Genomic DNA, 21933 nt, shown 5'->3' on the forward strand with positions numbered 1-21933 from the left:
CTCGGGGATCTCCGCGAAGCCGAGCTGGTGGTGCGCAGAGCGCCGCAGCGCGATCAGGTCGCGGTCAACGTCGTCCAGGAAGAAGAACCGCTCCAGCTCGGGCCGGACGGCACCGGCGTAGGGGTGGCGGTATGGTCCTGCGTCCTCCCTTCGCGCCCATGCTCGCCGAGTCGCGGCGCCGGCTGCCGCCCGAGACCGCGCTGCCGGGCGGGATCGTCGCCAAGCAGAAAGTACGACGGCTTCCGGGCGGTCCTCTTCGCCCGCGCCGACCTGGTCCGGGTGCAGTCTCGCCGGGGCGCGGATGTGACCGGCGCCTTCCCGGACCTGGCCAAGGCCGCCGCCGCGCCGCAGGAGGACCTGGTCGTGGACGGCGAGCTGGTGGCTGTCCTGAACGAGGGGCCATGCTCATGGCCACCGCGATGGCGGGCGCGGTGTTGGCAGTGTGCAGTGTCAGGAGTGGTGGTCGGAGGGAGTGCGGCAGCTGCGGCGCACGTGGGGGACTTCGGTGATCTGGGCGCCTGCCAGGCGCGCGGCCAGTGGTATCTCGCGAACGGCGGGAACGTGCAGCGGTACGAGTGCCGGTCCGCCGGCGTATGGCAGTTGTGGGTGCTCACCGGGGGCTCATGCGGACCTGAGAGTGTCGTATGACGCCGCGCGGGTCGATGCCGCGCGGGCCGGCGGCGATCGGTACGTGCTGGTATCCGTCACCTACGAGATAGCGGCCGGTGCCATCGGCCGTCTCATCGCGGGCATGCGCGAGGCCTCAGCGTCTTCGATGTATCTGCTGTCGCTGCCCGCATGGGAGGTGGAAGCCCTCGCGTCGGTCCTGCGGACCTTCCACCGCGCCGTCGCCGGAGACCTCAAGGCGGCCGAAGGTCGCAGACCTTCGTTCCACGCGCGTACGGGTGACCCGCTGCCGGCGGCGCGCAACCGCGGATCGTGGGTCTCCGGTCCTTACGCGTACGGGTAATCCGTTGTAGCCGGAGCACATCACCGGTCGGTCAGCTCCGGCCAGCGCCCCCGCAAGCCGCTGCCGTGGGACGGCCCGCCCCAGGGTGATGCTTGAGGTCCTGCGGTCGGTTCACAGATCGCAGTCATCGAGGGGCTTCCAACCGTAGGCAGCGTGGTGTTTCAGCCGCGGAGCCAGGCCAGCAGGCGTCGTGGAGTCGGTCGCGATGTGCTGGCCGGCAGGCGCCGGGGGGCCGGTTCGGCTCTCTTGGCTTGTTGGGCGAGTCGGTATGCGTCCGCCTCGCGGATGAGCTCATGAGAGCGGATCTGGTGCCACTCGAAGTGCATGCCCTCGCTCCTACTGCTGGAGTTCCAAGACGTCGGCGACCACGCAGCTGACGTTGTCGGGGTCGCCGGAGCCGTTGGCGAGGGTGATGAGTGCGCGGACCGCCTGCTCGGGCTCACTGATCTCGGAGAGCACCCGGTGGATCTCTTCGGTCGGCACGACGGTCGGCAGGTCGTCGGGGCAGAGCAGATACCGGTCTCCCCGCCGGGCGTCGTGCAGGCGCATGTCCGGGGTGGTATCGGTGCCTTGGCCCAGGGCCCGGGCCAGCAGTGACCGCTGGGGGTGGGAGGCGGCTTCTTCCGGGCTGAGGCGTCCTTCGTCGACCATCGACTGGACCATGGTGTGGTCGTGGGTGATCTGAAACAGCTCTCCGTCACGCAGGAGGTAGACGCGGGAGTCGCCGATGTGGACGAGGGCGAGTTGCGATCCGGTCCAGAGCATCGCGGTCAGTGTGGTCCCGGCCTCTTCGGAGGAAGAGCCGGTCCCGGCGAGGCCGTTCACGGCTTGTTTGGCCTGTTCGACCGCGTCTTCGAGGACATTGAGGAGATTGCCCGCCGGGATGCTGTCGGTTTCGAGGTGCTTGAGCGCGTCGACGGCGGCGCTGCTTGCGGAGGCTCCTTGACTGCCGTAGCCGTCGGCGACGGCGAGCAGGCGGGACCCGGCGTAGGCGGTGTCCTGGTTGCTCTCGCGGATGAGGCCGATATCGGAAAGAGCGGCGTGGATGCCCAAGGGCTTGACGGTCGGGGACATGACAGGGTCCTTGCGTGACAGGTGGTCGATGAGGAAGGCGGCCAGGTCCCGCCGTGCGGCGGCGTCGGCTTCGACCTGGGCCCAGAACGCGCGGATCTCCTGGGCTGCCGCGTCTGCATCCAGCGCGCAGACGTGCTGGATGCGGGTCAGGGGCATCCCCAGGCGCCGGAGCCAGGCGACCAGGCGGGCTTGGTCCAGTTGTTCCGGTGCGTAGAGGCGGTAGCCGGTCACCGGGTCGACGCGTGCGGGGGGCAGCAGGCCGAGCTCGTCGTAAAGACGCAGCGCCTTCGGCGACAGCCGGGACGCCTTCGCGAACGCCCCGATAGTCAGCAACCCCATGCTCGCTCCTCCTCATGCCGAGCAGTCGCCCGGCCCAACCGATGCTGTGGCCTCCCCCAAGGTGAAGGTCAACCAAGGATTCTGCTCGGCCGCGTCCGATGGTCTCGGCTGACGCTCTCGGCTGATGCCGAGCCGTCTGAGTCCGGGCGTCATGGGCCGTTGACCAGCTCGGCGCTTTTGAGGGTCGGCCGGACGTCCCCCGAAAGAACACCCACCCATTCGTACGGTCTTTATACGGTGAATGTGCGCGATCTTTACGGTTTATGGGGTGGGGCGTGGGTCAGGAGGTGTTCCATGTCCGAGATGTCCGATGCAGTCGACGCGCTGGTCGCGTCCCGCTCCCCGGTGCCCGCCACGTTCACCGACGCGCCCGCCCCGGCAGGCGAAATGTCAGAGGTTCCGGACGCTCTGATCGGCGAAACGGTCGAATCTGAATGTTCCTCGACCCCAGTCATTTCCCTGCCTGCGAAGGGGTTGGCCTGTGACCAATTGAGGATGGACATCACGCGCAGGAAGCCCAGCACGACCACCCCGGCCGCACTCGCCGCGACTACCCCAGGAGGCGGAAGCCGCCGGCCAGCAGCGAAAGGACTCCACCGTGGGATCCGGTCGGCGCCTGGCCTGACGAGCACGAGTACGAGCAGCGCCGCGTTCCGGGTCCGGACGGACGGCACGGAGCTGGACCAACTCGACGTGATGATCGATTTCGTGCCGGTCGTGCACCTGGCGAACACGATCCCGCCGGCCGGGGAGCACTGGGTACGCTCGGCCCTGGCCCGGGTCCTCCAGGGCCTGGACGAAAGCGTCTCTGACCTGCGGTTATAGGAAAGACGAGGTAAGAGCCGGGACGGATCGGAAGATCCGAAAGGGGCTCATAATCCGTGGGCCGTGGGTTCGAGTCCCACCCGCCCCACCGTTCGTACGCGGTACAGAAACGTTCTGACCTGCATGAACGTCACAGCGGGGGCCGCCCAGTGGCCATGAGGGCGGCCTGAGGGCGGAAGAGTCCTCCCCCGCTTGCCTTCCGGTGGGTGTTCGAGTCCCAGTGAGCGGCCCTTGGTAGGGGAAAGCCGAAAGGTGATTCGGGGGGCAGCTCTGCTGAGGTCGGGCGGTGGAGGCGGTGGGATCTTCTCGTCGGGTTTGTGGAGGAGATGAAGGGGGTCCCCGGTGCGTTCGGTGAAGGCGAGGCTGGGTGTGTTTTTCGGGGTTGGGGCGGTGCTTGTCGGTTGTGCTGGGGCGGCGGGGGCTGTGGGGGACGAGGGGGCGGTTGATAGGGGCGCGAGGGGGACCGGGGTGCGGGAGACCGCTGTGCAGCGGCCCGTCGGGGGGAACGAGGACTGGGGCGACAACTGGTCGCGGGAAGGGTTCGCCGATCAGTCCGTGCGGCAGGTGGTGCGGGTCGCCGGGGGCGGATCTCGGGTGCGGATTCGGCTGTCCAACGCCTACGGTGCCGGGCCGCTGCGGATCACCGGCGCCAGCGTCGGGCGGTCCGCCGGGGAGGCGCAGGTGTGGCCCGGGACGGTTCGGCCTTTGAGCTTCGGGGGCAGAGCAGGGGCAACGGTCGCAGCCGGGCGTGACATGGTCAGTGACGCTGTGGCTCTCAGTACGTCCCCGCTGGAGAAGCTGACCATCACTCTCTACTTCGCCGACCGTACGGGGCCCGCCACCTTTCACCGGTACACGACCACCACCTCGTACCGCGCCTCGGGGCGTCACCTGGACGACTCCGACGCCGGCGCTTTCAAGGAGTCCACGAATGCCTGGTACTTCCTGAGCGGTGTGGAAGCGAGCGGCGGGACCTCCACGCGGCGGGGCACCGTGGTCGTGTTCGGAGACTCGCTCGTGGACGGGACCGGGGCCGCGGTCGGGGCCGACGGCCGTTTCACGGACAAGCTCGCCGAGCGCCTCATCGCCGATCGGCGGCCGCTGGATGTCGTCAACGCCGGCATCGCCGGGAACCGGATCCTGAGTGGTTCGCCCTGCTACGGGGACAAGGCCGGCGATCGCTTCCGGCGGGACGTACTCGATCGACCCGGCGTGCGTTCAGTAGTCATTCACCTGGGGGCCAACGACATCGGCGCGCCCGAGATGGGCGACCCCTGCATGGGCGCCGCGCCCCGCGTGAGCGCGCGGCAGATCATCGAGGCGCACAAGAAGCTGATCCGTGCCGCCCACGCCCGGGGCGTGAAGGCCGTCGGCGCGACCATCCTGCCGATGAAGGGCGCCCTCTTCCCCCTCTACAGCGAGCAGGGCGAGAAGGTCCGCGACGCCGTCAACCATTGGATTCGTACCAGTGGCGCGTACGACTCCGTGCTCGATGCCGCCCGTGCCCTCGCGGATGCTCATGACTCTGCTCTGCCGCGGCCCGGCTTCGTGTTTCGGGACGGGCTGCATCCCAATGAGGCCGGGGCCCATGCTGTGGCTTCCGCCGTGGATCTGAATGAGCTCTGAGCACGCCGTGCGGATGTCAGTCCTCGGGGGCTGCCATGGTCGCCGCGGAGCGGATGATCTGTTCGACGCCGAGGCGGAAACGGCCCGCGAAGTCTACGGACATGGAGCCGTCGAGTGCCGGGGCGAGGCCGGGGTAGCGGTCCTTGGCGACGAATTCGCGCAGGCGGTCGCGGTGGACGCGGGTGAGCCGCGTCTCAGGGCGGTCCGGGCGGTACAGCTCCTCGGGCGGTCCGGGCGGCACAGCTCCTCGGGCGGTCCGGGCTTGCCGGGATTGGTCGCGTAGGACGCGAACCAGCGCCGTCCCTCGCCGTCGCGCTCGATTACGCCCCGCCGACAGGGGAACGGCCGACAGCGTCGACCCTAGAGCGCGTCCGCGCCGCGCTCTCGCAGTGCCTGGCCGTACTGCTGGAGGACCCACAGCTCGTTCTGCACGGCGGCTAGGTGGTCCGGGGCGGCCTGGGCGCCGAGGCGCACCATGCTCGCCGTCACGTCCGCGACGCGGCGCTCCACGGCCCGCAGCCGGACCTGGACCAGTTGGACGCCCGCGTACGCCTCGTCGACGGTGCGGCTGTGGATCGCCTCGACGGCCAGTTCGGTGACCATGGCGCGCACGGTGTTGTCGGGGGCCGCGTCGCGCACCCGCGCGAGGTAGTCGTCGGCGGCCTGGGTCACTCCCCCGGCCTCCTCGATGGTGCGGCGCACGGCCACGTACGGATCGGCGGTGAACTCGTCCTCGCCGTACGCGTCGAAGGCGGGGGCGACCAGTTCGGGGCGCTGGAGGGCCAGCTTGAGCAGCTCGCGCTCGGTGCGGTGGGCGGGGCTGCGCAGGTTCAGGGCCGGGCCGCGCTGGGTGGGCTGGGCCGACGGTGCGGAGGCGGCCTGCGGTGCGGGCGGGGCGCCGCGGTGCGTACGGCGGCCCTGGTCGGCGCCGGGGCGCTGGCCGCGCTCGCGGGCCCAGCGGGCGAGCTGGCCGACCCGGCGGACCACGAACTGGGTGTCGAGGATGCCGAGCATGCCGGCGAGAGCCACCGCGTACTCGTGCTGGATGGAACTGTTCTTGATGCCCGCGACGATGGGCGCGGCTGCTTCGAGGGCGGCGGCCCGGCCCTCGGCGGTATCGAGGTTGTGGCGGCCGACGACCTGCCGGATCGCGAAGGCGAAGAGCGGCGTACGGGACTCCACCAGCCGCTGCACGGATTCGTCGCCCTCGGCGAGGCGCAGCTCGCAGGGGTCCATGCCGCCCGGCGTGATGGCGATGGACGTCTCGGCGGCGAACTTCTGGTCGTCCTCGAAGGCCCGCAGGGCGGCCTTCTGCCCGGCCGCGTCGCCGTCGAAGGTGAAGACGACCTCGGCCGACGCGTTGTCCATCAGAAGCCGGCGGAGGATCTTGATGTGGTCGCCCGCGAAGGCGGTGCCGCAGGTGGCGATGGCGGTGGTGACGCCCGCGAGGTGGCAGGCCATGACGTCCGTATAGCCCTCGACGACGACGGCGCGGCTGGTCTTGGCGATCTCCTTCTTGGCGAGGTCGATGCCGTAGAGCACATGCGACTTCTTGTAGAGAGGGGTCTCGGGGGTGTTGAGGTACTTGGGGCCGTTGTCGTCGTCGCGGAGCTTGCGGGCGCCGAAGCCGATGCACTCGCCGGTGATGTCGCGGATGGGCCACATCAGCCGGCCGCGGAAGCGGTCGATGGGGCGGCCGCCGCGGCTCTCCTGGGCGAGCCCGGAGAGGATCAGCTCCTTGTCGCTGAAGCCCTTGCCGCGCAGGAAGCGCGTGAGGTGGTCCCAGCCGGCGGGGCTGTAGCCGACGCCGAAGTGCTGGGCGGCGGCCTGGTCGAAGCCGCGGCTCGCGAGGAACTTGCGGCCGATCTCGGCCTCGGGGCTGTCGAGCTGCTCGACGTAGTAGAGGGCCGCCGCCCGGTGCGCCTCGACCAGGCGGATGCGCTCGCCCTGCTGGCGGCCGGGGGTGTAGCCGCCCTCCTCGTAGCGCAGGGTGATGCCGGCCAGGCCGGCGAGCCGCTCGATGGTCTCGGCGAAGGAGAGGTGGTCGATCTTCATGACGAAGTCGACAGTGTCCCCGCCCTCCTGGCAGCCGAAGCAGTAGAAGAGCCCCTTGGACGGGCTGACCTGGAACGACGGCGACTTCTCGTCGTGGAAGGGGCAGAGGCCCTTCAGATTGCCGCCGCCCGCGTTGCGCAGCTGGAGGTACTCGGAGACCACGGCGTCGATCGGGACCGCGTCCCGGACCGCCTTCACATCGTCATCGTTGATCCTGCCTGCCACGTGTGAAGTCTACGGCCGGGGTCCGACACTCCCGAACCGCCGGCCCCTCCGCCGGGCCGCTCCGCCGGACCCTCCGCCGGGCCGCTCTGCCGGGCCCTCCGCCGGGCCGCTCTGCCGGGTCCCTCCACCGGACCCTCCGCCTGGTCCCTCCGCCCCGCCCCGGCCCGGCCCAGCCCGGTTCACCCGACCTTGATCGTGAACACGCGGTGCGGGCCGACGGACTCGATGACGAATTCCTCTCCGACTGCGGTGAAGCCATGGTGCTCGTAGAAGCCGCGGGCCGAGGTGCGGCCGTTGCACCACACGGTCCGCGCGCCGCGGGCCGCGGCCTCGTCGAGGCCCGCCCGCAGCACGGCGACGCCGTAGCCGAGGCCGCGGACGGCCGGATCGCTGGCCATGCCGCGGAAGCGGTACGCACGCCCGGCCCCGTCGGCCGCGGGGGCGGTCCCGTCGGTCGCGTGGACGGGGCCTTCCGTCGCGTGGGCGGGACCGGCCGCGTCCGGCAGCGGCTCCGCGAAGAACGTGGCGCAGCCCCGCACCGCGCCATCCTCGTCGTACGCGGCGACATGAAAGGTGCGGCCGTCCGGGTCGCCGTCCTCGGGGAAGACGGCGGCCTCGGGCGGCAGCCCCGGCCGCAGCACCGACCGGCGCAGCTCGAAGATCTCCGCGACCGGCACCACTGCTGTACGGATGGTCATGCGCCCCAAGCTATTCCAGCAGCGAGGTCAGCGGGACCCCCGGGTCGGCGAGGGCCTCCGGGTCGGGGCGGGCGCCCGCGCGGATGAGCTGCTGGATGGGGTCGGTGACGTCCCAGACGTTGACGTTCATACCGGCGAGCAGCCGGCCTTCCTTGAGCCAGAAGGCGATGAACTCGCGCTTGGAGACGTCGCCGCGGCAGACCACCTGGTCGTACGAGCCGGGCGGCGCGTAGCCGGAGTACTCCAGGCCGACGTCGTACTGGTCGGAGAAGAAATACGGCACCCGGTCGTACGAGACTTCCTGGCCGAGCATGGCGCGGGCGGCGGCGGGGCCGCCGTTGAGCGCGTTGGCCCAGTGCTCGACGCGGAACCGGGAGTCGATCAGCGGGTGCTCGGCGGCGGCGACGTCGCCCGCGGCGAAGATGTCCGGGTCGCTGGTGCGCAGCGCGGCGTCCACGGCGATGCCGCCGCCGCCCGTGCGGTCGGCCAGCTCCAGGCCCGCGGCCTCGGCGAGGGCGGTGCGCGGGGCGGCGCCGATGGCGGCGAGGACGTCGTGGGCGGGGTGCTCCTCGCCGTCGTCGGTGCGGACGGCGAGCACCAGTCCGTCCTGGCCGACGATCTCGGTGAGCCGGGAACCGAAGTGGAAGCGCACCCCGTGCTCGCGGTGCAGGTCGGTGAAGAGCGCGCCGAGCTCGGGGCCGAGGACGGTGTGCAGCGGCGTCGGCTCGGACTCGACGACGGTCACCTCGGCGCCGTACGAGCGGGCGGCCGCGGCGACTTCGAGCCCGATCCAGCCGGCGCCGGCGATGACGAGGTGGCCGTTGTCGCGGCCGAGGGAGGCGAGCACGCCGCGCAGCCGCTCGGCGTGGGCGAGGCGGCGCAGGTGGTGGACGCCGGCCAGGTCGGTGCCGGGGACGTCGAGGCGGCGGGGCTCGGCGCCGGTGGCCAGCAGCAGCCGGTCGTAGTGGACGCTGGTGCCGTCGCCGAGCCGTACGGACTTGGCGGCGCGGTCGAGGTGGACTGCGGGCTGGCCGAGGTGGAGTTCGATATCGGCCTGCGCGTACCAGGACGGCTCGTGGACGAAGACGCTGTCGCGCTCCTCGTTGCCGATGAGGTAGCCCTTGGAGAGCGGCGGGCGCTCATAAGGGTGCTCGCGTTCGTCGCAGATCAGTATCACCCGGCCGGTGAAACCCTCCGATCGGAGGGTTTCGGCGGCCTTGGCCCCGGCCAGGCCCCCTCCGACGATGACGAACGTCCGGTGTGCATCCACCACTTCGTGCCTCCTAGCTCGCGCAGTACGTCTGCGCTTTCCGCCCCCCGGTCCCAATCGCCAAAGCCGAGCGTCCCGCACGGAGCGTGATGCCGGAAGAGGGACTGCGCCGGACGGCTCAGAGCGATGACACACGGTGGACGGCGATGCGCCGGCCCTTGCTGGTTACAGGGTGTCAGGTCCCTGTGACAGCGGAGCGCCCGGCCCGCCTGAACGGCGGTAACAGGTGGATCGCGCCCCCTCTGCCCCCGCCCCTGCCCCTCCTCCCGCTCCTCCTCCTACTCCTGCTCCTGCTCCCGCTCCTCCTCCCGCTCCTGCTCCCGCCCAGATCGGATAGTCCACGTAGCCGCGCTCCGCACCGCTGTAGTGGGTGGAGCGGTCCCCGGCGGCGAGTCCGAGGCCCAGGGCGAACCGGCTGACCAGGTCGGGGTTGGCGATGAAGGGGCGGCCGAAGGAGACGGCGTCGGCGGCGCCCGCCTCGACGATCGCGTTGCCGCTCTCCCGGTCGAAGCCGTGGTTGGCGATCAGCGGCCCGTCGAAGAGCCGCTGGTAGCGGGCGAACTCGGCGAACGCGGAGGCGTCGGGGCGGGCTCCCGGGCCGTCCGGCGCGCGGCCGCGCAGGTGGAGGTAGCCCACCCGGCGCCGGCTGAGTCCGGCCACGACGGCGTCGTAGTCGGCGAGGGTGCGGGCGTCCGCGGTGTAGGGGTACGCGCCGTGCGAGGGGGCGGAGGGCGGCCGGTCGGCGGCGGTCCAGTACGGGGACAGCCGCACGCCGACGCGGTGCGCGCTCCACGCGGCGCTCACCGCGTCGGTGATGTCGAGCAGCAGGCGGCCGGGGTCCGTGCCGTAGCCGTCGGTGCGGCGGTTCAGCCGCCGGTTGAGGAACTGCGCGATCAGATAGACCCCGTTGGCCGCGATCTCCACGCCGTCGAACCCGGCGCGGCGCGCGTGCCCGGCCGCGGCCCCGTACGCCGCGATCGTGCGGTCGATGTCCGCGGAGGTCATCGCCCTGGGGGTGGCGGTCTCCTCGCGCCCGTACGGCGTGTGGACCGTCTCGTACGGATTGACCGCCGAGGGCCCCGCGGGCAGCGCGCCGCCTAGGTGGGCGGGGTGCGAGACGGCGCCCGTATGCCAGAGCTGCGCCACGATGCGGCCGCCGAGGGCGTGGACGAGGCCGGTGACGCGGCTCCACGCGGCGGCCTGCCCTTCGGTGTACAGGCCGGGGACGCCGCCGAAGCCGATGGCCTGCTCGCCGACCCAGACGCCCTCGCTGACGATCAGCCCGGCGGTGGCCCGCTGGCCGTAGTACGCGGCGTGCAGGTCCGTCGGCGCCAGGTCCGTGTTGGTCACGCGGGCGCGGGTGAGGGGTGCCATGACCACCCGGTTGGGGAGCCGGAGACCGCCGATGCTCATCGGCCGCAGCAGCGGTTGGACATCGGTACTGGGGGTGTGCGGGTCCATCGGGCGTCGCCCTCCTCGTCACGTCGTTTCCGGTGCCGGTGCCGGTGCCGATGCCGATGCCGGTGCCGGTGCCGTGAGGCTGACGGAGCGCGCCGGGGAAATGTGACCGCGGGACTGACCGCGGGACTGACTGAGGGACTGACCGCGGGACTGACCGACAGGGCTCAGCGCCGTGGCGTGGAGCGGGTGGAACCCGTGAGGCGGGTGCGCAGGGAGCGGGCGGAGGAGTCGGTGAGGGCCGCGATCTGGTCGATGACGGCGCGCAGCCGGGCCGTGTCGTCGGGCGCGGCCGTGAACAGGGAGTGGAACTGCGGGTCGAGGCCGTCGGGGGCGCGGGCGATCAGCGCCTCGGCGAGTTCGGCGATGACGACGCGCTGGTCGGCGCGGAGCTTCTGCTGGGCGGGGCGCTGCATGACGTACCGGTCGGCGACGGCCTTCAGCACGGCGCATTCGAGGCGGGTCCCGTGCGGTACGACCAGCTCGGCGCGGTAGCGGGTGAGGCGGCCGGGCCCGTACGCGGCGCGGGTCGCGCCCTCGGCGGCGAGGCAGAAGCGGCCGATGAGCTGGCTGGCGGCGTCCTTGAGGCGGGCCTGGGCGACGGCCGTCCCGTCGTAGCCGTGCGGCCACCACTCCTGGCCGAGGAGGCGGTCGAGGGCGGCGGCCAGTTCCTCGGGGTCGGCGCCGGGCGCGTACCGGGCGGCGGCGACGGCGAAGATCTCGCGCCGCTCGGGCTCGGCGAGCAGGCAGTTGGGGTCGATATGGCCGGCGTGCAGGCCGTCCTCGACGTCGTGCACGGAGTACGCGACATCGTCGGACCAGTCCATGACGTGCGCCTCGAAGCTCTTGCCGTTCTTGGGCGCGCCCTCGCGCAGCCACTCGAACACCGGCACGTCGTCGGCGTAGACCCCGAACTTCGGCGACGCCGGGTCCGAGGGGTGGCCCCCGCGCGCCCAGGGGTACTTGGTCGCGGCGTCCAGGGCGGCGCGGGTGAGGTTGAGGCCGACGCTGACCGGCTCGCCGCTCTCCGGGTCGGTGGTGAATCGTTTCGGTTCGAGGCGGGCCAGCAACCGCAGCGACTGCGCGTTGCCCTCGAAGCCGCCGCAGCCCTCCGCGACCTCGTTGAGCGCCTGCTCCCCGTTGTGGCCGAACGGCGGGTGGCCGAGGTCGTGCGCGAGGCAGGCCACCTCCACCAGGTCGGGGTCGCAGCCGAGGGCCGCGCCCAGTTCGCGGCCCACCTGGGCGCACTCCAGGGAGTGCGTCAAACGCGTCCGCGGGCTGGCGTCCCACACCTGGTCGCTGATGCCGGGCGTGACCACCTGGGTCTTCCCGGCGAGGCGGCGCAGCGCGGCGGAGTGCAGCACACGCGCGCGGTCCCGCTGGAACGCCGTGCGGCCCGGCCGCTTGTCGGGCTCGGCGGCCCGCCGCTCCAGGTCCGACGGTTCGTATCCGCCGATTCCGGGATTCTCGGACGCGGTACGCGCTGTGCCGTTCATACCCCCGACGGTAACCGCCCCCTGTGACACGAGCGACGGCGTGCACGGCGCGGTGTCCGGTTCACGGCGGTGCCGGTGCGCCTCCCGGCGCCGGGGACCGGTCCGCCACCGGGCCGTCACCGGGCCGTCCTCCCCGCGCCGCGGTCCGGCGGCGCGGCGATGACGACCGGATTCCGTCCCCGCCGGTCGCCGGGGCGCGGGCGGACGGCGGCCACGGACGACGGACGACGGCCACGGGCAGCGGACAGCGGCCACAGGCGGCGGACGGCCGGTGCCGGTGGCCGCCACGGGCGGACGGTGCGCCCGAGCCGCCGCCCCGCACCCCGGTACGTACGGCCCCCGCACCGCACCCCCGCGCCGCCTCAGCCCGTACCGCCCGGCCCCTCAGTGCGCGTCGACCTCCGCCAAGTACTTGGCGCGGGTCTCCTCGTCCAGGAACGACGCGCGGAAGGAGTTGCGCGCCAGGGTGCGCAGCGTCTCGTCGTCGAGGCCGAGCGCGTCCCGTACGCCGGTGAAGTTGTCGTCGGCGTAGCCCCCGAAATAGGCGGGGTCGTCGGAGTTGACCGTGACCAGCAGCCCGGCGTCGAGCATCGCGGGCAGCGGGTGGTCGGCCAGCTTGTCGATGACGCGCAGCCGTACGTTCGACAGCGGGCACAGCGTCAGCGGCGTCTGGTCGGCGGCGAGCCGGGCGACGAGCGCGTCGTCCTCCATGCAGCGCACCCCGTGGTCGACGCGGTCCACGCCGAGAACGTCCAGGGCCTCCCATACGTACGCGGGCGGGCCCTCCTCCCCCGCGTGCGCGACGCACTTGAGGCCGGCCTCGCGGGCGCGCGCGTACACCTCTCGGAACTTCGAGGGCGGGTTGCCGACCTCGGCGGAGTCGAGGCCGACGGCGGCTATCCGGTGCAGATACGGGCGGGCGGCCTCGAACGTCGCCAGCGCCGACTCGGCGCTCTCGTCGCGCAGGAAGCACATGATCAGGCGGGTGGAGACGCCGTGCTTCGCCTCGGCGGCGTCGAGCGCGCGGGCCAGGCCCTCGATGACGGCGCCGATCTCCAGGCCGCGCGCGGTGTGCGCCTGCGGGTCGAAGAAGATCTCCGCGTGCCGGACGCCCTGCGCACTGGCGCGGGCCAGATAGGCGTCGGCGAGGTCCGCGAAGTCGTCCTCGGTGCGGAGCACGGCCATCAGCGCGTAATAGAGGTCTAGGAAGGACTGGAGGTCGCTGAAGGAGTACGCGGCGCGCAGCTCGTCCTCGGAGAGGTAGGGCAGCTCGACGCCGTTGCGCGCGGCCAGCGCGAAGGCCAGTTCCGGTTCCAGCGTGCCCTCGATGTGGAGGTGCAGCTCTGCTTTGGGTATCGGGGGCACGGGGAGGATCACACCTGTTCTGCTGGTCTGCGCGGCAGCGTGCGGTCAGCCGCCGCTGCTGAGGGGAATCCCTCAGGGTAACCAGAGCCCCGCCGCCGCCCGGCCCCCGGGGTTAAGCCCCCGGCTCCCCGGACGGCTCCACCTCGGCCGCCACCCACGCCAGGTACTCCTCGTCGCCGTGCGTGATCGGCGTCGCGATGATCTCCGGGGTGTCGTAGCCGTGCGCGGTGCGGATGTGGGCCGCGAGGGCCTCGTACCGCGCGGCCGTCGTCTTCAGCAGGACCTGCCATTCGCGGGCGGTCTCGACCCGGCCCTCCCAGCGGTACACGGAGGCGATGGGCGAGCTGATCTGCGCGCAGGCCGCGAGCCTGGCCTCGACGGCGCCGCGGGCCAGGGACTGCGCCGCGGCCTCGCTGTCGGTGGTGGTCAGGACGGCCAGGAACCGGTCGCCGGGTACGGGGGCGGGTCCATGGCCGGGGGCATGGTCGCGGTCGAAGTCGGACACCATCAGTCGCTCTCCCGGTCGGGGTCGCGGTCGTGCACCGCGTCGTCGTAGAGCTTGAAGATCTCGTCGTCGTCGATCGGGCTGTAGGAGACCTTGGAGGCGTCGTCGCCGTCCGGGCCGCCGCCGTTGAGGCCGCCGAGCACGCCGATCAGCTCGCCGGTCTTCGTCTTCTCGTTGAAGTGTGCCAGCCACGGGCTGCCCGAGGTCCCCGAATAGAAGCCGTCGCACTCCATGCGGAGCTGCCGGTAGTCCTTGAGGCGGCTGGTCATGGCGGTGCAGCGGATGGCTCGGTCGGCCGGGTCGTCGTCGGAGTCGGGGTAGCCGATGACGGTGACGCGGTTGTCGTAGCCGGGCGTGCGGGAGAGGACGTTGGCGCCGGTGACGGACTCGATCTGCTTGCCGTCGGCGTTGCGCTTGACGGTGGCGAAGGCGAAGTCGAGGTCGGAGCCGTCGCCGTAGTCGTCCCGGCGCGGGTCGGTGAACGTGCGGTCCACGGCCCACACCCCGTACGGCTGGCGCTCCGCGCCCTTCTGGTAGTCGGGTGCGAACGCGGCCTGGTCGCCCAGCGAGCAGTGTCCGGCGGTGACCAGCAGGTTGCCCTTGGGGCTGTGCACGACGCTGGCCGTGCAGTGGTGGTTCTTCATGTCGTCGCCGACATAGAAGAGGACGCCGACCGTGGGGATCCCGTCGAAGTGCCGGGCGCTGCCCGTGATGCGCTGGGCCGGGTCGTCGGCCCCTTGGTCGTCGGCCTTCGCGGCTCTGTCGGCGTTCGCGCCGCTGTCGCTCTTGGCGTCGTCCGGCTCCTCCTGCGGCGGCGTGGCGGCCGACATCCGCGAGGGCCCCCAGAACCGCTGGGCCTTCGCGCTCGTCCAGTCGGCGTCCCGGTCGTCGCCGTCCGGTCGGGGCACGGCCGCGGCGAGTGTGACGACATAGAGTCCCGCGAGCACGGCCCGGCCCCACCGGGCCCGGCTCCATCGGGAAAGACGCACGTACACCCCCGCCGCTTCTGGAAGGTCACCGACAGGCTAGCCGTACGCACCTGGTTCACTCCCGTACCAAAACGATTTCCTCACCGTCTTTTCGTACATGCCCCGTCCGGCGGATTGCGTCCCAACAATCGGCGAACGACTGCGGAACAGTCCTCCCGCGCGGGCTCCCGGGGCCTCACCCGCCCCACTGGTCGTAGCCGAGCTTGGCGACCAGCCCGACGACGACCACGACCAGCACCACTCGGACGAACCCGCTCCCCCGCTTCAGCGCCATCCGCGCGCCCGTCGCGCCGCCGATGAGGTTGAACAGGGCCATGGGCGCGGCGAGCTGCCAGAGCACCGTGCCCTGCACGGAGAAGGTGACCAACGCGCCCATATTGGTGCAGACGTTGACGACCTTGGAGGTCGCGGAGGCCGTGACCAGATCCATGTGCAGGATCGCGACGAGCGCCAGGACCAGGAAGGTGCCGGTGCCGGGGCCGATCAGCCCGTCGTAGAAGCCGATGCCCAGGCCCGCGACGAGGACGGCGGCCACCGCCCGGCGGCGGGTCACCGGGCCCGTCGGCGCCGCCGTGCCGAAGGCCGGCCGCAGCAGGACGAACGCGAGGACGGCCAGCAGGATGACCATGATCAGCGGCCGCAGCACCGCGCTGTCGATGCCGGCCGCGAAGAAGGCCCCGGCCAGTGAGCCGCCCGCCGCGGCGAGCCCGATGCGCACCGCCGTCCGTACGTCCAGCGGGGCCTTGCGGGTGTAGGTGATGGCGGCGGCGGAGGTGCCGACGATCGCCACGGCCTTGTTGGTGCCCAGTACGTAGGCGGGGGCGACGTGCGGGAGGCCCACGAGCAGCGCCGGGAGTTGGAGGAGGCCCCCGCCGCCCACGACGGCGTCGATCCAGCCGGCCGCCGCGGCGGCCAGGCAGAGCAGGAGCAGCGTTGTCACGGATATGTCATGGATCACCGGCGTGATCGTACGGGCCGCCGTCGAATGCGACGTTGGCTCTGATACCGGTCGATATAAGTCAATACCGATCAATATCGAGCAGTCCCGCCCCCCGGACCGATCGGCCCCGACACCGGCCTCGCCCGCCGCGCTGCCGCCGCGCCGCCGCCGAGCCGACGCCGAGCCGACGCGAGCCGATGCCAAGTGGAAGATTTATGGCTGGTTTTCACCGATGAATGTCCGACAGCCCCTCGATTTCGCCCACTTGATCAGTAGTATTTTGCCGGCCTTGATCCCTCTCATCCCCTGATCCCGGTCGCGCCCCACGGGTTCCTGGCTGCCTCTGCCGTACACCGTTCGAGGAAACCCATGACCCAAGCGTTCTCGGTAACCGGCGCCGCCGCCGTGACCGTCGTCGCCGTCGCGGCCCTGCTGCTGGTCTGCGCGGCGTTCCTGGCGGTCTGGGCGCTGCGGCTGCGCGGTGCGCTCCGGGCGGCCCGCGCCGACGCCGCGCGCCTGACCTCCGACACCGCGCGCCTGGCAGCGGACTCCGCGCACCTCACCGCCGACGTCGAGCGGCTGACGGAGCTGGCGGCCGGGCACGCCGCCGAGGCCGCCCGGCTCGCGGCCGTACGGGCCGACTTCGACGAGGCGGCCCGCAGGGAGCGTTCGCTGCGCGACTCGGTCCAGGCGTCGTTCGAGTCGGTGGCCAGGAACGTGCACGCGATGGCGACGGTCCAGCAGCAGGTCCTGGACGGGCTCGGCCGCGAGGTCTCCGAGGCCCCGCTGATGGCCCAGGTCATGGCCGCCGACCACGCCGCCGCCCAGATGACCCGCAAGGCCCAGACGCTCCTCGTGATGTGCGGGATCTGGCCGGCCCGGCGCGAGACCCGGCCCGTGACGCTCTTCGACTGCGTGCGCGGCGCGCAGTCGCGGATCGTGGAGTTCGGGCGGGTGGACGTGCACGGCGGGCAGTCGCTGTACGCGATGGCGCCCGCCGTCGAGGGGCTGATGCACGCCGTGGCCGAACTCCTGGAGAACGCCACGGTCTTCTCGCCCTCCCGCACCCAGGTCGCCGTCTCCGTGCGGGAGGTCGCCGCCGGGGCCGTCATCGAGATCGACGACGCGGGGCTCGGCATGCCGCCGGACGTGCTGCGCCAGGCCACCGCCCAGCTCCGCGACGAACTCGACCTCGCGCAGCTCGGCGCGGTGCCGCGGCTGGGGCTCGCGTGCGTGGGCCGCTGGTCGCGGGAGCTGGGGTTCGGGGTGGAGCTGTCGACGGCTTCCGCGTACGGCGGGACGCGCGTGGTCGTGTTCGTACCGCACCGGCTGCTGACCGAACCCACGCTGGACGAGCCGATTCCGGTCGTCGCCCCGCCGCGCCCCGCGATGATCCCGGCCCAGGCCCCGGCCCCCGTACGCGAGGAGGCGCCCGTACGAGCGGAGGCGCCCGTACGCGAGGAGGCGCCCGTACGAGAGGGGGCGGCCGGACGCGAACAGACCGTACGAGACGGGGCCGTACGGGACGAACAGCCCGTACGGAACGAGGCCGGGGCGCCGTCCGGCGGCGGCGCCGCTCCCCAACCGGCGCCGGGCGCCCTGCCACAGCGCCGCAGCCGCCGCCGGCCCCCCGGCTCGGCCCCCGTCCCGGCCGCCCCACCGGCGCCGCCCGCACCGCCGGCCGGCGAACGGCCGTGGACCCCCGAGGCGGCCGGCGCGTCCGTGGCCAGCGTGGTCCAGGGCACCCGGCTCGGCCGCGCACAGCTCGGCGAGGCCGACGCCGCTCCACCCGGCGCCGGCTCCCCCACCGACGAGGAAGAAGGAGGCCGCTGATGGCCGGCACCATTTCCAAACTCCCCGATGTGGGCTGGATGCTCCGCCCGTTGACGCGGATACCGGGCGTGCGGCACGCCGTCGTCGTCTCCGAGGACGGCCTGCGGATGGGCCACGAATCGGCCGAGGGGCTCTCCGGCGACGTGCCGCGGCTGGGGCTGGACGAGGCCGAGTCGCTGGCCGCCGCCTGTGCGGCGATGACGGTGACCAGCCGGAGCGCGGCGGCCCTGCTGTTCGGGGAGAGCGCGGGCGTACGGCAGTTGATGGTCGAGTCGGAGAGCGGGTTCATCCTCTTCACCTCGGCCGGGGTGAGCGCGTCCCTCGGGGTGGCCACCGAGGCGGACGCCGACGTCGGTCTGGTCGCCCAGCAGATGCAGCTGCTGGTGGCCAGGATCGGGGCGCACCTGAGCAGCCAGCCACGGGAACCGGTGAACCCCGAGTCATGACGGGGCCCGGGGAGGAGCGGACCACGGACGCGGTGCGGCCCTATGTGATCACGGGCGGACGGGTGGGTTCCTCGCGGGAGGAGCTGGCGCTGGAGACGCTCGTACGGGCCTCGGGGAGCGCCCCCGATCCGTCGCTCCAACCCGAGTACCGGCGGATCGTGGAACGCTGCCAGGGGCTGCTGTCGGTGGCGGAGGTCGCCGCCCATCTGGGCCAGTCCCCGGCCGTGGTGCGGGTGTTGCTCGCGGACCTCATCGACTGGGGCCATATCAGGGCGAGGCCGCCCGTACCGGTCGCCGAGCGCGCCGATATGGACCTGCTGAGAAAGGTGCTTGATGGGCTCGAAGCGAAACTCTGACGTGGTGAGCGTGGCAGGTGTGACGGCAGGGACGACGGGCGGTACGGCAGGGACGATGGGTGTGGCGGCAGGGACGACGGCTGTGGCGGCAGGGGCGGCGGACGTGTCGGCATGCGGAACGACAGGCGAGATGGCCGGCGAGACGACAGATGGGACGACAGGCGTAACGGCAGGCGGGACGACAGACGGGACGACAGGCGTAACGGCTGGCGGGGCGGCAGGCGAGACGACAGGCGGGGCGGCAGTGAGCAGCGACGCGGCGGCCGACGGCACGCAGCCGGACGCGGTCGGCGACTCCGACGTCTACGTCAGCCCCAGCGTCTCCGGCGCCGCCAAGATCCTGGTCGTCGGCCCGATGGGCGTCGGCAAGACCACGCTCATCAGCACCGTCTCGGAGATCAAACCGCTCTCCACCGAGGCCACCATGACCCAGGCGGGCGCCCGCGTGGACACCGCGCCGCCCTCCGCCAAGACCACCACGACCGTCGCCCTCGACTTCGGCCGCATCACCCTCGGCGGCGAGCTGGTGCTCTACCTCTTCGGCACGCCCGGACAGCACCGCTTCCTGCCCGCCTGGAAGGACCTGGCGCGCGGCGCGCTCGGCGCGCTCGCCCTCGTCGACACCCGCGACCTGTCGGCCTCCTTCGACGCCATCGGCCATCTGGAGGACCTCGACGTGCCCTTCACGGTCGCCGTCAACGCCTTCCCGGACAGCGCCCTGCACGACGAGGGCGAGCTGCGCACCGCCCTCGACCTGCTCCCCCGCACCCCGCTGGTGATCTGCGACGCCCGCGAGCACAAGTCCTCGCTCAAGGCCCTGATCTCGCTGGTCACGCACCTCATCGCGCTCAACACCGCCCCCGCCGCGACCGCGGCGCCGCTCGCCCCGGAGCCGTCATGACCAGCACCGTCCGCATACCGCTGTACGGGCCGACGATGGACGGCGACGCGGCGGCCCTGTACGAGCGGATGCGCGCGGAGCACGGCCCGGTCGTGCCCGTCTCCCTCGCCCCCGGGCTGGACGCCTGGCTGGTGCTCGGCCACCGCGAGCTGCTTCATCTCACCCGCGACGAGCAGTACTTCTCGCACGACCCGCGCCGCTGGACCCCGCTGCGCGAGGGCCGGGTGCCGCGCGACTCGCCCGTACTGCCGATGGTCGGCTGGCGGCCCGCCCTGCTGTACGCGGACGGGCAGCAGCACCGGCGGATGCGCGGGGCCGTCGCCGACGCGCTGGCCCGCGTCAACGGGCACGAGCTGATCCGCTCCGTACGGGCCACCGCCGAGCGGCTGATCGGGGAGTTCGCCGCGCACGGCACGGAAGCCGAACTGGTCGGCCAGTACGCCCGCGCGCTGCCGCTGCACGTGGTCACCGGGCTGCTGGGCATCGGCGCGGAGGCCGGGCCGCCGCTGGTCGAGGCGATCACCACCACCGTCGCCGCCACCGCCGAATCCGCCGAGGCCAGCGGCCGGATGTCCGCCATGCTGCGCGACCTGATCGAGGAGAAGCGCCGCGCGCCCGGCGACGACCTGGTCTCCTGGCTGCTCGGGCACGACGCCGGGCTCGACGACGAGGAGCTGCTGCACAACATCGTGGTGACCATCGTCGCGGGCAACCGGACCACCGGGAACTGGATCGCCACCACCCTGCTGATCCTCCTCACCGACCCGGCCTTCCGCTCCTCCCTCTCCCGCGGCCACCTCACCGTCGACGACGCGCTCGACCTGGTGCTGTGGCGGTTCCCGCCCACCCAGAATTTCCCGGCCCGCTACGCCACCCGCGACCTGTCCTTCGGCGGCCAGGACGTGCGCGCCGGCGACATGCTCGTTCTCGGGCTCGCGGGCGCCAACGCCGACCCCGAGGTGCTGCCCGCCGACGGCCGGCCCGTCGTCGGCAACCGCTCGCACCTCGCCTTCGGCGCGGGCCCGCACACCTGCCCGGCCCAGGACCCGGCCCGGCTGATCGCCCGTACCGCCGTGGACACCCTGCGGCACCGGCTGCCCGACCTCGAACTCGCCGTCGAAGAGTCCGCGTTGACCTGGGCCGCGTCACCCTGGACGAAGGAACTGGCGGCCCTGCCCGTACGGTTCAGCCGGCCCGCCCTCGCCGCCACGGCCCTTGGAGACCCGACATGACTGTTCCTCCCGCCGCACCCGCTCCGCACCTCCTCGACACCGAAGCGGGCCAGCACACCGTCAACGAACGGCTGCGCGCCCATGGCACGGCGGTGCCCGTGACGCTCCCCGGCGACGTGACCGCCTTCGCCGTCACCGGCCACGAGGAACTGAAGGAGTTCCTCGGCCACCCCGACGTCGCCAAGAACGCCTGCCACTTCGCGGCGATGCGGGCGGGCGAGATACCGCCGGGCTGGCCGCTCGCCACCTTCGCCACCGTCGACGGGATGACCACCGCCGACGGGGCCGACCACCGGCGGCTGCGCTCCCTGGTCACCAAGGCGTTCACGGCGCGCCGCGTCGAGGCGCTGCGCCCCCGGATCGAGAAGCTGACCGAGGACCTCCTCGACCGGCTGCCCGGCGCGGCGGACGCGGACGGCGTGGTGGACCTGCGGCGGCACTTCGCCTATCCGCTGCCGATGGGCGTCATCTGCGAACTCCTCGGCGTGGACGCCGAGCTGCACGACCGGCTGCACGCCCTGTCCAACCTGGTCGTCAGCACCGTCGTCGAGCCCGCCCAGGTACTGTCCGCCAACCGCGAGATCGTCGCGATCCTCACCCATGTCGCCGAGGTCCGCCGCGCCGCTCCGGGCGACGACCTGACCAGCGCGCTGATCGCGGCCCGCGAGGAGGACGGCGACCGGCTCAGCGAGCGGGAGCTGATCGGCACCCTGTTGCTGATGATCATCGCGGGTCACGAGACGACCCTGAACCTGATCAACAACGCGGTACGGGCGCTGTGCGCGCACCCCGACCAACTGGAGCTCGTACGGACCGGGGCGGCGTCCTGGTCCGCCGTCGTCGAGGAGACCCTCCGCTACGACAGCCCCGTCAGCCACTTCCCGTTCCGCTACCCCACCACCGACCTGGAGGTCGGCGGCGCGGTCATCCCCGAGGGCACGCCCGTACTCGCCTCCTACTCCGCCGCCGGGCGCGACCCGCGTACGCACGGGCCGGACGCGGACCGCTTCGACGTGACCCGCCTCGCGGGCCGCCACCTCTCCTTCGGCCACGGCCCGCACTTCTGCCTGGGCGCGCCGCTGGCACGGCTGGAGGCCGCCATCGCCCTCGACCGGCTCTTCGCCCGCTACCCCGCGCTGACGCAGGCCGTCCCGGACGCGGAGCTGGCGCCGCTGCCGAGCTTCATCGGCAACAGCACGCAGACCCTGCCGGTACGGCTCACCCCTCTCACCCCTTAGGCCCTGTCGTCAAAATCCCGCCTGCTCCGCGACGCCTGGCACGCACTCTCGCCGCGTTGTCGGGATCATCCCGGTACGCCCAGTACAGGGAT

The 21933-nt window shown here is 72.4% G+C and carries 21 protein-coding genes; 10 read left to right on the forward strand and 11 right to left on the reverse strand.

What is annotated here, in order from left to right; genetic code table 11:
* Positions 1 to 279 precede the first annotated feature (279 nt).
* Both AB0I49_RS26790 and AB0I49_RS26795 read left to right on the forward strand, forming a co-directional pair.
* Entirely contained in the window at positions 280 to 648 is a 369-nt protein-coding gene (locus AB0I49_RS26790) for a hypothetical protein (protein WP_363229671.1), read from the forward strand.
* Complete coding sequence (locus AB0I49_RS26795) at positions 638 to 970, forward strand: hypothetical protein (protein ID WP_363229642.1); 333 nt, start codon at positions 638 to 640, stop codon at positions 968 to 970. The genes AB0I49_RS26790 and AB0I49_RS26795 overlap by 11 nt, the downstream gene beginning before the upstream one ends.
* Before the next feature lie 336 nt (positions 971 to 1306).
* On the opposite strand, the gene AB0I49_RS26800 is transcribed toward AB0I49_RS26795, so the two are convergent.
* Entirely contained in the window at positions 1307 to 2383 is a 1077-nt protein-coding gene (locus AB0I49_RS26800) for a MerR family transcriptional regulator (protein WP_363229643.1), read from the reverse strand.
* Between the two features lie 294 nt (positions 2384 to 2677).
* Between AB0I49_RS26800 and AB0I49_RS26805 the strand changes: the two genes are divergently transcribed.
* Both AB0I49_RS26805 and AB0I49_RS26810 read left to right on the forward strand, forming a co-directional pair.
* Positions 2678 to 3208, forward strand: a complete 531-nt coding sequence (locus AB0I49_RS26805; protein ID WP_363229644.1) for a hypothetical protein — start codon at positions 2678 to 2680, stop codon at positions 3206 to 3208.
* A 564-nt stretch (positions 3209 to 3772) separates the two neighbouring features.
* The gene (locus tag AB0I49_RS26810; protein WP_363229645.1) at positions 3773 to 4834 is read left to right on the forward strand and encodes a GDSL-type esterase/lipase family protein; all 1062 of its coding nucleotides are present in this window, start codon (positions 3773 to 3775) and stop codon (positions 4832 to 4834) included.
* A 16-nt stretch (positions 4835 to 4850) separates the two neighbouring features.
* On the opposite strand, the gene AB0I49_RS26815 is transcribed toward AB0I49_RS26810, so the two are convergent.
* The 10 genes from AB0I49_RS26815 to AB0I49_RS26860 form a co-directional block, all read right to left on the reverse strand.
* Positions 4851 to 5075 (reverse strand): hypothetical protein, encoded by a 225-nt coding sequence (locus AB0I49_RS26815; RefSeq protein ID WP_363229646.1) that lies wholly within the window; start codon positions 5073 to 5075, stop codon positions 4851 to 4853.
* Positions 5076 to 5194: 119 nt separating this feature from the next.
* The gene (gene dnaG, locus AB0I49_RS26820; protein ID WP_363229647.1) at positions 5195 to 7114 is read right to left on the reverse strand and encodes a DNA primase; all 1920 of its coding nucleotides are present in this window, start codon (positions 7112 to 7114) and stop codon (positions 5195 to 5197) included.
* A 179-nt stretch (positions 7115 to 7293) separates the two neighbouring features.
* Positions 7294 to 7812: a GNAT family N-acetyltransferase gene (locus AB0I49_RS26825; RefSeq protein ID WP_363229648.1), complete on the reverse strand. Its 519-nt coding sequence runs from the start codon at positions 7810 to 7812 to the stop codon at positions 7294 to 7296.
* A 10-nt stretch (positions 7813 to 7822) separates the two neighbouring features.
* On the reverse strand, positions 7823 to 9085 hold the full coding sequence (locus AB0I49_RS26830; RefSeq protein ID WP_363229649.1) for an FAD-dependent oxidoreductase: 1263 nt from the start codon (positions 9083 to 9085) through the stop codon (positions 7823 to 7825).
* A gap of 162 nt (positions 9086 to 9247) precedes the next feature.
* Positions 9248 to 10543, reverse strand: coding sequence for an alkene reductase (locus tag AB0I49_RS26835; RefSeq protein WP_363229650.1), 1296 nt, complete (start codon positions 10541 to 10543; stop codon positions 9248 to 9250).
* 164 nt (positions 10544 to 10707) lie between these two features.
* Positions 10708 to 12036 carry a deoxyguanosinetriphosphate triphosphohydrolase gene (locus AB0I49_RS26840; protein ID WP_363229651.1) on the reverse strand — a complete coding sequence of 443 codons (1329 nt, stop codon included), beginning with the start codon at positions 12034 to 12036 and terminating at the stop codon, positions 10708 to 10710.
* Positions 12037 to 12420: 384 nt separating this feature from the next.
* The gene (locus AB0I49_RS26845; protein WP_363229652.1) at positions 12421 to 13401 is read right to left on the reverse strand and encodes an adenosine deaminase; all 981 of its coding nucleotides are present in this window, start codon (positions 13399 to 13401) and stop codon (positions 12421 to 12423) included.
* Positions 13402 to 13513: 112 nt separating this feature from the next.
* Positions 13514 to 13909: a divalent-cation tolerance protein CutA gene (cutA, locus tag AB0I49_RS26850; RefSeq protein WP_363229653.1), complete on the reverse strand. Its 396-nt coding sequence runs from the start codon at positions 13907 to 13909 to the stop codon at positions 13514 to 13516.
* Complete coding sequence (locus AB0I49_RS26855; protein ID WP_363229654.1) at positions 13909 to 14853, reverse strand: hypothetical protein; 945 nt, start codon at positions 14851 to 14853, stop codon at positions 13909 to 13911. The genes cutA and AB0I49_RS26855 overlap by 1 nt, the downstream gene beginning before the upstream one ends.
* Before the next feature lie 217 nt (positions 14854 to 15070).
* Positions 15071 to 15853: a TSUP family transporter gene (locus AB0I49_RS26860; RefSeq protein ID WP_363229655.1), complete on the reverse strand. Its 783-nt coding sequence runs from the start codon at positions 15851 to 15853 to the stop codon at positions 15071 to 15073.
* Between the two features lie 351 nt (positions 15854 to 16204).
* Here AB0I49_RS26860 and AB0I49_RS26865 point away from each other — a divergent pair, with 351 nt between their 5' ends.
* The 6 genes from AB0I49_RS26865 (at position 16205) to AB0I49_RS26890 (ending at position 21841) form a co-directional block, all read left to right on the forward strand.
* The gene (locus AB0I49_RS26865) at positions 16205 to 17668 is read left to right on the forward strand and encodes an ATP-binding protein (RefSeq protein WP_363229656.1); all 1464 of its coding nucleotides are present in this window, start codon (positions 16205 to 16207) and stop codon (positions 17666 to 17668) included.
* Positions 17668 to 18114, forward strand: coding sequence for a roadblock/LC7 domain-containing protein (locus AB0I49_RS26870; RefSeq protein ID WP_362163007.1), 447 nt, complete (start codon positions 17668 to 17670; stop codon positions 18112 to 18114). The genes AB0I49_RS26865 and AB0I49_RS26870 overlap by 1 nt, the downstream gene beginning before the upstream one ends.
* Positions 18111 to 18470: a DUF742 domain-containing protein gene (locus tag AB0I49_RS26875; protein WP_363229657.1), complete on the forward strand. Its 360-nt coding sequence runs from the start codon at positions 18111 to 18113 to the stop codon at positions 18468 to 18470. Before AB0I49_RS26870 ends, AB0I49_RS26875 begins: the two co-directional genes overlap by 4 nt.
* Positions 18471 to 18714: 244 nt before the next feature.
* Positions 18715 to 19371 carry an ATP/GTP-binding protein gene (locus tag AB0I49_RS26880; protein WP_363229658.1) on the forward strand — a complete coding sequence of 219 codons (657 nt, stop codon included), beginning with the start codon at positions 18715 to 18717 and terminating at the stop codon, positions 19369 to 19371.
* Positions 19368 to 20603, forward strand: a complete 1236-nt coding sequence (locus AB0I49_RS26885) for a cytochrome P450 (RefSeq protein WP_363229659.1) — start codon at positions 19368 to 19370, stop codon at positions 20601 to 20603. Before AB0I49_RS26880 ends, AB0I49_RS26885 begins: the two co-directional genes overlap by 4 nt.
* A complete protein-coding gene (locus tag AB0I49_RS26890; protein WP_363229660.1) occupies positions 20600 to 21841 on the forward strand; it encodes a cytochrome P450 in 1242 nt (413 codons plus the stop codon). Before AB0I49_RS26885 ends, AB0I49_RS26890 begins: the two co-directional genes overlap by 4 nt.
* Positions 21842 to 21933: the final 92 nt, after the last annotated feature.

The organism is Streptomyces sp. NPDC050617 (genome assembly GCF_040654795.1).
In the GTDB taxonomy this organism is placed as follows: domain Bacteria; phylum Actinomycetota; class Actinomycetes; order Streptomycetales; family Streptomycetaceae; genus Streptomyces.

Bases quoted from the DNA above. Each gene is read 5' to 3' on its own strand.
- AB0I49_RS26800 (WP_363229643.1), bottom strand. From the start codon at position 2,383: ATGGGGTTGCTGACTATCGGGGCGTTCGCGAAGGCGTCCCGGCTGTCG.
- AB0I49_RS26805 (WP_363229644.1), top strand. From the start codon at position 2,678: ATGTCCGAGATGTCCGATGCAGTCGACGCGCTGGTCGCGTCCCGCTCC.
- AB0I49_RS26825 (WP_363229648.1), bottom strand. From the start codon at position 7,812: ATGACCATCCGTACAGCAGTGGTGCCGGTCGCGGAGATCTTCGAGCTG.
- AB0I49_RS26835 (WP_363229650.1), bottom strand. From the start codon at position 10,543: ATGGACCCGCACACCCCCAGTACCGATGTCCAACCGCTGCTGCGGCCG.
- AB0I49_RS26840 (WP_363229651.1), bottom strand. From the start codon at position 12,036: ATGAACGGCACAGCGCGTACCGCGTCCGAGAATCCCGGAATCGGCGGA.
- cutA (WP_363229653.1), bottom strand. From the start codon at position 13,909: ATGGTGTCCGACTTCGACCGCGACCATGCCCCCGGCCATGGACCCGCC.
- AB0I49_RS26865 (WP_363229656.1), top strand. From the start codon at position 16,205: ATGACCCAAGCGTTCTCGGTAACCGGCGCCGCCGCCGTGACCGTCGTC.
- AB0I49_RS26870 (WP_362163007.1), top strand. From the start codon at position 17,668: ATGGCCGGCACCATTTCCAAACTCCCCGATGTGGGCTGGATGCTCCGC.
- AB0I49_RS26875 (WP_363229657.1), top strand. From the start codon at position 18,111: ATGACGGGGCCCGGGGAGGAGCGGACCACGGACGCGGTGCGGCCCTAT.
- AB0I49_RS26885 (WP_363229659.1), top strand. From the start codon at position 19,368: ATGACCAGCACCGTCCGCATACCGCTGTACGGGCCGACGATGGACGGC.
- AB0I49_RS26890 (WP_363229660.1), top strand. From the start codon at position 20,600: ATGACTGTTCCTCCCGCCGCACCCGCTCCGCACCTCCTCGACACCGAA.